This is a genomic window from Candidatus Thiodiazotropha sp. AKAK3 (genome assembly GCF_058244645.1).
The window spans coordinates 1-9,139 of sequence record NZ_JBSYOQ010000008.1 but is presented as its reverse complement, the minus strand read 5'-3'; the positions used below and the strand labels follow the sequence as shown (position 1 = coordinate 9,139).

The 9,139-nt window shown below is 46.4% G+C and carries 9 protein-coding genes and 1 pseudogene; 2 read left to right on the top strand and 8 right to left on the bottom strand.

Annotation, left to right across the window (positions count from 1 at the left end; translation table 11 throughout):
* Positions 1 to 230 precede the first annotated feature (230 nt).
* Positions 231 to 506: pseudogene (locus AC4IE7_RS00870) on the top strand (group II intron maturase-specific domain-containing protein); the annotation flags it as partial.
* 78 nt (positions 507 to 584) lie between these two features.
* Here the strand turns inward: AC4IE7_RS00870 and AC4IE7_RS00865 are convergent.
* From AC4IE7_RS00865 to AC4IE7_RS00835, 7 genes are all read right to left on the bottom strand, one after another.
* Positions 585 to 974, bottom strand: coding sequence for a hypothetical protein (locus AC4IE7_RS00865; protein WP_490774911.1), 390 nt, complete (start codon positions 972 to 974; stop codon positions 585 to 587).
* A gap of 76 nt (positions 975 to 1,050) precedes the next feature.
* A complete protein-coding gene (locus AC4IE7_RS00860) occupies positions 1,051 to 1,767 on the bottom strand; it encodes a hypothetical protein (protein ID WP_490774910.1) in 717 nt (238 codons plus the stop codon).
* A 271-nt stretch (positions 1,768 to 2,038) separates the two neighbouring features.
* Positions 2,039 to 4,642 carry a PEP/pyruvate-binding domain-containing protein gene (locus AC4IE7_RS00855; protein ID WP_490774909.1) on the bottom strand — a complete coding sequence of 868 codons (2,604 nt, stop codon included), beginning with the start codon at positions 4,640 to 4,642 and terminating at the stop codon, positions 2,039 to 2,041.
* Positions 4,639 to 5,238, bottom strand: coding sequence for a TetR/AcrR family transcriptional regulator (locus tag AC4IE7_RS00850; RefSeq protein WP_490774908.1), 600 nt, complete (start codon positions 5,236 to 5,238; stop codon positions 4,639 to 4,641). The genes AC4IE7_RS00855 and AC4IE7_RS00850 overlap by 4 nt, the downstream gene beginning before the upstream one ends.
* Positions 5,238 to 5,381 carry a hypothetical protein gene (locus AC4IE7_RS00845; RefSeq protein ID WP_490774907.1) on the bottom strand — a complete coding sequence of 48 codons (144 nt, stop codon included), beginning with the start codon at positions 5,379 to 5,381 and terminating at the stop codon, positions 5,238 to 5,240. The genes AC4IE7_RS00850 and AC4IE7_RS00845 overlap by 1 nt, the downstream gene beginning before the upstream one ends.
* A gap of 398 nt (positions 5,382 to 5,779) precedes the next feature.
* Entirely contained in the window at positions 5,780 to 6,397 is a 618-nt protein-coding gene (locus AC4IE7_RS00840; RefSeq protein WP_490774906.1) for a DUF4124 domain-containing protein, read from the bottom strand.
* A gap of 198 nt (positions 6,398 to 6,595) precedes the next feature.
* A complete protein-coding gene (locus AC4IE7_RS00835; protein WP_490774905.1) occupies positions 6,596 to 7,102 on the bottom strand; it encodes a putative adhesin in 507 nt (168 codons plus the stop codon).
* A gap of 1,215 nt (positions 7,103 to 8,317) precedes the next feature.
* On the opposite strand from AC4IE7_RS00835, the gene AC4IE7_RS00830 reads away from it, so the two are divergent.
* Positions 8,318 to 8,413 carry a PEP-CTERM sorting domain-containing protein gene (locus AC4IE7_RS00830; RefSeq protein WP_490774904.1) on the top strand — a complete coding sequence of 32 codons (96 nt, stop codon included), beginning with the start codon at positions 8,318 to 8,320 and terminating at the stop codon, positions 8,411 to 8,413.
* A gap of 110 nt (positions 8,414 to 8,523) precedes the next feature.
* Here the strand turns inward: AC4IE7_RS00830 and AC4IE7_RS00825 are convergent, their stop codons facing one another.
* The gene (locus AC4IE7_RS00825; protein ID WP_490774903.1) at positions 8,524 to 8,952 is read right to left on the bottom strand and encodes a hypothetical protein; all 429 of its coding nucleotides are present in this window, start codon (positions 8,950 to 8,952) and stop codon (positions 8,524 to 8,526) included.
* Positions 8,953 to 9,139 lie beyond the last annotated feature (187 nt).

Here is a 9,139-nt window from a genome sequence, read left to right as displayed (position 1 = left end):
TGAGAATCTGTAAACATACTTTTAAAACCGTACTTCAATATAAATACCCGGTCATTCTTCGTATTTCTTGAACATATAGAACCAATCTTTAAGACGTGTCGATACTGCCATCTTGAATCTGGGGGGGCAAATCAAATCTATTTGGAGTGGGTGTCTAGTTAGTATCTAATCAAATCTATTTGGAGTGGGTGTCTAGTTAGTATCTCTAGTTAGTATCCTACGGTCTTTCCGAATACTACCGGCCCCTGCCGGGATTGGATGAGTGGATACGGCGACGAATCCGCATGTGCTATTTGAAACAATGGCGCAAGCCACGTACCCGCATCCGCAATCTGATCAAACTCGGTTCCAGGATACGAACAGCTGTGTGTCTTGGTCTGAGCTCAAAGGGGCCGTATCGCTTGGCGAGAACGCTTGCCACGCAATCGGGAATGACCAACAAGTGGTTGGCGAAACAAGGGCTCGTCTCAGTGCGAGAGATATGGATTAAGTTTCACTACGCTTGATGAACCGCCTAGTGCGGACCCGCATGCTAGGTGGTGTGGGGAGGGCGGGTTAGATACCCGTCCTTACCCGATTATAACTCATTTTTTAAGCTCTTTAAATAAAGCATACTGACTCGCTATTAATATCGGAAGAAAAGGTAAGCTTAGCAACAATAATAAACCACCAAACCCTAAATGATTTACAATATTTATCCCTAATAACAATACAACGAAAGCCGCTATTATCAAACTGGCGACACTTCCAAGCACCAGGAATTTAACCTTTTTATTATGCTCAAGTATTTCTGATGGTTTTGGGTTTATAGTTTGAAACTCATTTATATGAGCCCAATTTATAATCATGTAAAATATTACAGGTAAAAACATCCACCGAACATCCCATTTGGCATCTTCGAATAAGATTAGCATTGCTATCAGAAAGCCAATTACGACCCAAACTTCAATCAATTTAAGTTGCTTTCTGTTCATCTACTTTGAGTTATAACGCCACGCTCTGCGGGAATTTGAGAGCGAAAGCGAACAAATTTTCCGTAGCATTGACTTGTTAGGTGCTTTTATTTCGTAATGCATTGCTGGCATCCAATACGCTATTTACTTCATTCCAAGGAATTGGCGCAATAGGAATTTTTCCATTGGCTTGGAGACACATTTTTTGAAATTCTTTATTTATATGTGAGGACACACCTATCCACCACTCAACACCGCCGTACATAATTCCATAACATCTTAAATTATCCATTTTCGATGATTGTGCATAAGAAATCATCTGAACAGGACATTTCTTTTTGCTGTGGATTACTGCATACCCAAAAATAGGATAAACATGCGTAGATTTTGCATCTCTCGAAAGCAATATTTCCCGAATTTTCTCTGCATGAGGCCCTAGGTCCACTTCTGAGAATGTTGGTAGAGTACATACATGTGCTCGAAAGAGTACGCTCAAGTGAAATAACTTAAAAGATGCATAGTCTACATTTATCCAAAGTACCTCCTCTTTCTCCCAAGGACAAAGTAAAGGACAGTTTTCGACCCAGAGACTATGGAATGGTTTTTCAAAGTGCTCATTGAAAAATTGTTCACAATCTTCACAGAACAATTTTTCTCGTAGACCTTTCTGCAACGTACTCCATCCTTTCCTACCTTTTCCTGTAATCCCTATTAATTTATGGTTTTGATCATAAAGATCAGACCATAAGAATTCAGGAATAATATGTGAATTACGTAATTCCTGGTCTGTATGGCATAACTTACATTTTGGCACGTGTAGAACCTAACAGCAGTATTAAAAGGCCAATGCCCTTTTAATACATATTATCGGGATGACCTTTTTAATTGTTGTGTAAACTACTCTAGTTCCCATCTATCTGAAATCCTTAATGATTATAGATTATGATTGTGGCATGGCCAGTAAAAAAGGACAATGTCCCTTTTGACTTCCTAATTAAAGAGGATGCTAAATAATGTCGCAGTATCAAAAACTGCAGATTATATGAAAAATAATTGAGGTGGATTCAGGATACACTATTATTTATTCAAATAACTTCAAGCTTGGTCACTACTCCCTCAACACCATCCACCTCAATAAGCTCACCATCACTGAGCTGTTGCAGGATACCCGGTAGATTTACCACCGCTGGAATTCCAAACTCACGGGCTACTATAGCGCCATGGGACAGATAGCCGCCGGTCTCCATTACCAGTCCACCGGCTTTCAGGAAAAGGGGAGTCCATGCGGGATCTGTCGAGGGGGCGACCAGGATTTCGTTATGCCCCAACCGTTCGCCTTGCTCTGGGTTGTGTAAGATTCTTGCAATGCCTCTGGTTCGGCCTGTACCTACCGGGATACCTTTATAGCAATCACCACCTGCCAATGTTGCACCACGCTTCTCTATCTGCTCTATGTTTTTACCATCGGGTTGTTGCATGATTACATCTGCTGCTTCTTCTTGCTGCCAGATTTCGAACTGTCTGCGGCGGTCAACTATCCTTGGCTTTACTGCTTCTCCCGCTAGGGCGTTTTCTAACACAGCAAAAATCTCATGCTGCATCAGGTAGAGGATTTCATCCCTCTTCTCAAGCCAGCCTGCTTCAACCCAGCGCTCACCTAAATGGAGTAACATCTGACGAAGTGGGTCCATCATTGCGATCATCGCACTGCGAGCCGCCTCCCGATCATTGCTACCACGTTTGGCTGCATCTACCATGCTGTTGAGCATTGGGCGTTTCCACCAGGGTAGGGCGTGTTTCACTCGCTCTAGTGCTTTATTCCGCGCCTCCTGTTGTATATGCGACTGGGCCTCAAGGTCGGTTTCTGCCAGCTGCAGGAGGTTATCCAGGAGATAGTCGGGTTGTTCATGCCAACGTGGATTGCGGGTGTAGGTTTCGTAGAGGCCGCGATGTCCATGGCGCTTTAGAAATGTTGTGAATCCCTGTCGTAATGGGTTGGACTTGGGCAGTTGACGCCAGTCGAGTGCTTCACCTCTCTTGCGCTGTTGCAGCCACTCTTGGGTGAATGGGTCTGCGACTGCTTGCTTTGCGAGTGTCACCAGGTCGTATCCCATTTGTGCGGTGACGCTGGGTGAACCGCCAGCCATCAGCGCAGCGGCCAGGGCATGCCCTTCTCCAGGCAGCCTCTCATCTATGGTATCCACCAGAAAGCTGAGCGCGCTACTGGCAGATCCCTGGAGGAAATGGAGGTCATGTGCATCTCTACTGTAGCGGCAGTATTTGCGTAGTGTGGTTGCGAAATCTTCTTCTGTTTCAGGTAGTGGGTCGTTTTTCCACTGTTCGACTTTTTTCATGACCTGGTTGATTGATGCTCGTCCCGCTTTGAGTCTGGCGGGGGAGTTGATGAGATAACGTATCAGGTTAATGCCCTGTGCCAATCGCTGTCGCTTTGATGGGGAGAGTTCTATTGTTGGTTGATGACCACCGATCAGGCGATTCATCGCTTCAGGCATGACCCCAACCGAGGCGTACCCCTCCCACTGTAACAGAGAGAGGTTGATATAGAGTCGGCCTTTAAATAGCCCAGCTCGTTGCACACCTGGTTGTAGTTTAACCCCGGCGAGCTTAAACCCCTCTTTGAGTATTGCGTTGACCAAACGTCGGGATGCACTCCAGTCGAAGGGGGAGAGGGGGTAGGGCACCACATCTTTGGTGTTGCCTCGTGACCAGATCTCTGGCTGGGTTGCCAGCTCAGGGTAGGTGCATCGATTTGTTGCTGTGATAGGCCGGGCCTGCAACAGCCAGAACTGTTTGCCATCCCAGGCCCACTCCAGGTCGAAGTCAGGCTTGGTATAGTCAAGGGCAGAGGCTGCCAGACGCAGCTGTTCACCTAGTTGCAGTGATTCAGTTTCATTCAATGCTGGGGTGTTGTCACTGGGTAGCTGAAGTGCTTCGGTGCCGCCACCAGGCTTGGCATCGATCCGCAGTGATTTATCGCCAGGGGTTAACGACAGCAGCTTCAGGCTGTCATCCTGTAGATCCTCGGCCAGGACAATCTCATCCCCCGTTGTACGACCGCTCACCAGGCTCTCACCAAGGCCTTGGGTGGCGTGGATTACCATCCGGTCGTCACGTCCGCTTTGTGGGTCTTTGGTAAAACCGATGCCGCTGACCTTGGCTGGTATCAGGGGCATGATCAGTACTGCCATCGACGCCTGCTCATGGGCCAGACCGATACGCTCGCGATAAGCAATGGCAGTGGCTGTCCATAATGAGAGCCAGACCGTGCGAATTGCCTGCTCCATGGCTGAATCACCCTGAACGTTAAGGCAGGAGGCATGGATACCGGCGAAGGAGGCGCGGGTGGAATCTTCTTGTGGTGCTGATGAACGTACCGCCATTGGGCTATTGGCTAGTGACTTCAGTTCAACTCCTGTAGGGAGATGGATAAGTCTATCTGTCACTTCAGCCAGGGCTTCAGCTCTTACATCTTGGGGTGATCTTGCAGCTTTCAGTAGTTCAAGTTCAAGCTTGGAATTATCGAGCCATCGCCGATACGCCTCTACACTGACCACCTGCCCAGGTGGTATCTTAAATCCGTAACGATACAGTCGCGCAAGCTGCCACGCCTTGCCGCCAACCTGTTCTGCTCCTGCCTGCAGGATCGCTTCCCAGCTGTTAATGATCATGACGTCAATCCGTGAAGAAAGAGATTGAACATGGTGTGGCACTCTTCATGGAGATCGATCTCTCTGTTGTTGAGCCAGCGCATCAACGAAGCGAGGTAGAGAAACTCCAGATATTGGGCAGCAGTGGCAGCTTCAAGGTCATTGCGAAACTCACCGCTCTCCTGACCTTGTTTGATAAAGTTGGTGAAGAGCTGCTCTACGCCACTGCGTTTCTGGCTGTTAGGGTTGTAGGGGAGGCCGGCCTCTCTCATGCGTAGGTTGAGGTAGGGGCCTATGTGTTGACGATGCTTTTTCGACCAGTCTGCACTCAGATTAAGAAACCCCTTTAACTGCTCAGCAATGGTTGCTAAGTCGGAGAGCTGCTTGAGTATCCCTGGTAGTGTCTTGGTCAGTTCTCGGTGAAATTGGTGGCGCAGCAGGGCCTCTTTCACCGGGAAGTATTTATAGAGTGTCCCCTTCGCCACATCTGCTGATTCGGCGATTGCTTCCATGGTTACCGCTTCGAATCCTTGGGCCTGGAACAGAGCCCAGGCGGTATCTGTCAGGTGATCTGCTGTCTGTTGACGTTTGCGCTCGCGACGACCTATAGCGCTCATTATGCAATCTCCATGACTTTATCTCTGCAGCTTAGAGTTGCACTCTTGTTGATCGGCACTGCTTGGTTGGAGTGGGTAGAGGTGCCTTGTTTTGGTGGATTGTTCAGTTGAGTAGCGGGGTTGTGATTCTTCACTGATTTCATGACAGCATCCCTGATAAGTGTACGACGTAAAAATATAGACGTCGTATACAAATTTGTCAAATGTACGACTGCTCCATGTTAGTATGGTGCTATGTAGTCGCCCATCCATGGGCTTTATTAAGCTTTTCTGTCTAAGAAATCTCACCCAATTGATGTGACGGTAGGCGAGTAACCATAGAGTGCGGTTATGGATTTGGAATGGAGATGGCTAGTGGGCTGATCCACTAGTATGCGGCACGCATCTGGAAGCGTGCCGCTTGATCGTAGGGTGCGACCTGAAGTATGCATCTGCTGCGTTATGATGCTTGAGAATGGAACAACCATTCTGCTTCGGCTTACGCCTTGCAGCTACACGCTTCAGGTCACGCAGAGGGCATAAGCAGTTAATAGAGGTGCCCTTAAATGTTTTTAACGAAATCAGAGTACTCTTTGAATGTTGCCTCCAGTTCTGATTGGGGGTCGGAATCAAAAGAGACGATATTAAGCTCGATAAAATATGAGTTGTGTTTCATATAGAAAGCAGATGTTTTAGTTCCAAATGAGGATATTGAACGCAGAGTCACTGCAGTTGTATTTTTTATATCATATTCGTTTTTATCAAATTTTGTGTTAGTCCAAAACTTAGAGGCGGAAGCTTCATTTTTAAAAGAGCGAATGGAGAGCGTAACGGTGCTCTTAGCGTCGCTTTTATCATATTTATATATCTCAACATCCTTCAGTCCTGATTGTTTTTGAACGTTTTTCCATGCCTCTATTCCCTGCATGGCGATGACCGTTTTTTTGTTTGTTGTTAGCTTGAAAGGTGGGGTGTGTCTATAAACGAATTGTTTAAGATTACCACTGCTTGGAATATCGGTTGCTTCTTTATAAATGGCGCTTAAGGTCTGTTCTCTACTTCCCTCTTTACACTTATTACTCGAATAGCTGATCTTGCCGTTACCATCTTCACATTTGTAGGTTTCCGCATGCGTTGAGAACCCAATGCCCAGGCTCAATATCAACAATAGATACTTCATATTGTTCCTCTTTAACTTCTATGTTTTTTGGGTAAGGCAAATATTAATGGCCGTGCCCCTCAGGTTTACTAAGTCTGTGATTATTTCCAAAGTTATATCTGCTCTTTTTATCGGGTACTCCTATGAAATTTATCAATATCACTCAGACAGGGTAGGCGATCAAGGTGGTATTTACCACCTTGTATGTTCTGGAAGAGTTCAATCACGCCATGCACCACCCCATGCGACTACATCACTGGGTCTATAAGGTTGCACAACACGATTTGGGTCCATATTCTCACGGCAGCAAAGCCAAAGGAGGCGTCCTGTTAAATGGGGTTTTCTGGAGTAAATGATTTCACTCTGCCGCATCTGTTGTCCAGCTGGAATGGGCAGGGATGGCGCTTGTCTTCCCGCCCGGTATATACCTGTCGGATATCCCTGGAAAACAGGATCAGCATCTGCACCTTGATGCTCTGCGCCAAATGCAATGTAGTCAGGAACAACCTGGTATGGTCCTGCGATCCGCTTAACATAGGAAGAGCAGATTCGACCATAACCTGTCTGTCGTGTCAGGTCACAATATAGAGGCACTGCGAGGGAGTTCTGTAACACAGTCCCATCTGCGCTATAGAAGTGAATTTCGAGATCATTAGGTATGACAAAAGTGCCGGTGGAAGTGCCTGCGTCACGTCCTCCATGAGCTGAAACAAAATATTCGTTCATTTCCTGTCTCCTTTATGTAGTGTTTATTTGGCTGTCTAACACGAAGTTGTAAATGGCTATTTCGCTGTCAACAACATCTCTTTAAGAGTAAAAGTTTCCTGGAACCTTGTAGTTTAGGGCACCTCATATTAATTGCTTGTGCCCTCTAGCTTTACGACCTGTTCAGAATCAAGGCGAGCTTTTGAAGCCATGCTTATTGCCTGTCGAAAAAGTGCAGCGCCGAGTCTGGACGAGTCTTAAAACCCTGTAGGGCGCGGCCTGAAGCATGCATCTACTGCGTTGTGATGCTTGAGAATGGAACAACCATTCTGCTTAAGCTCACGCCTTGCTGCTCCACGTTTCAGGTCACGCAGAGGGCACAAGCAATTAACAGAGGAGCCCTTAAGAAGGCCTGCGAGAAATATATTTAGAACGGCGCTAAGTTCTGCCTATCAATTATTAATAGTAGTAGCTGATATCCTCATTTACAGCAGAAACAGATGCTAAGCCCCTCTCCCTTGACGGGAGAGGGGTTGGGGAGAGGGTGTGCGCCAAGCGCTTAATGGTACTGACGCATATGCGGTACGATCCGATCAATCCTTGTCGTGCTGAGTAGTGATCTAGATGATTGTGTTGTTGAATGCCCCCCTCTCCCCCAGCCCCTCTCCCGCGAGGGGAGAGGGGAGTAAGAGTAGAAACCGGTAACATTGTTTACAGATTAGACCGGATAGATCGTTTACATGTAGATAATGCATAGGTAAGGAGGAGAGACCCCAATCGATCAAAAAATGGTGTTAATAGGCGATTGGCTGGGTGATTTCAGCAAGTCTGAGCTGGCGAGATAGTAAGGTATCACTCTATATGTGCAGGAAGGTAACAAAGGTCTATAGGGCGAGAGACTTGTGCGGTATCTACCTAAGCAGAGCCCTCAATCGGTCTGGTCAGCATTCAGGTAGGGTGGGGCCATGCCCCACCAAAGGGGGTTGGAAATTCACTAAAAAGTAGATAATTACTGTAGGTCTAAAAAATATATCCTACAATTTTTCTCTATTTCCAACCTTATATGTTGGGGCTTGGTTGGTGATTCAATACATTTTTTAATGATGAGTCTATTTTATATAACGACACCTCATTTAGCGTTGGCTTCTCACGCAGCTGTGCAGAGTTCATGAATGGTATGAGCTGTGCTGTGGCTTTTCATCCCGGCAGCATCACAATTTCGACATACCTCTGCATGTGGTACCTCTTCCTGCAATGCTATGGCTGTTTGGTGCTGGATTGATTGGAATGTTGGGTGCAATAAAAAAATTGACCTCTGAAGTTCAGGTATGAATCTGCGTTTAAGTAACAGGGGGTAGCGGTTTAGTATCTCGTAACTGTTTTAACGGCGGGAAATCGTTATCAGACTTTTTCAGAATCTCTTAGTGTTTATACGCAATCTATTAACCATTAATCGTATTCAAAACAAAAAAGAGTATGACAAAAAATCCACCGACCATCATCCAGATACGATTCTGTATGTTGTGGCGTTTTTTCAGTTTTGTTGTTTGGGCTTCGATTTTTGCAATTACCTGCTCGTCAATGGATGGGTCTATCCATACTTGCTTATGGCGCAGTTCATCTGCTTGGATTGCTGAGATGGCCTCTGCTATATCGGCCTTGTAGAGTCTGCTGTCAAGGTCGACCAGTTTATGATTCAGCTCATTATGCAGGTGCATCAGGGCTGCTTCGACGTCGTCAAAGCGTGCGATGTAGCGAATCGTTGATCCCTCTTCGGAATCCTGAGTGTTGGGAAGCTCAGCCCTGATTTTGGCTCTTATCATGCCGGTATGATCAGGGTGTGTTTCCAGTACCAGATAACCTGTCTTCATTATTCAACCTGTTGATGGGGCAGATGTGATCTTACGTCTGGTTTATCATAGCACTGTATGTTTTATCGGGTTAAGTTGTGGTGGGGGTGCTCAATGGCTGAGTGTTGGCGTATTAATTGCCTGGTTAGTTGTATGCAGGAGATGGTGCGGCAGGGCCGCACCCTACGGGTGGAATAGTATTTTGTAG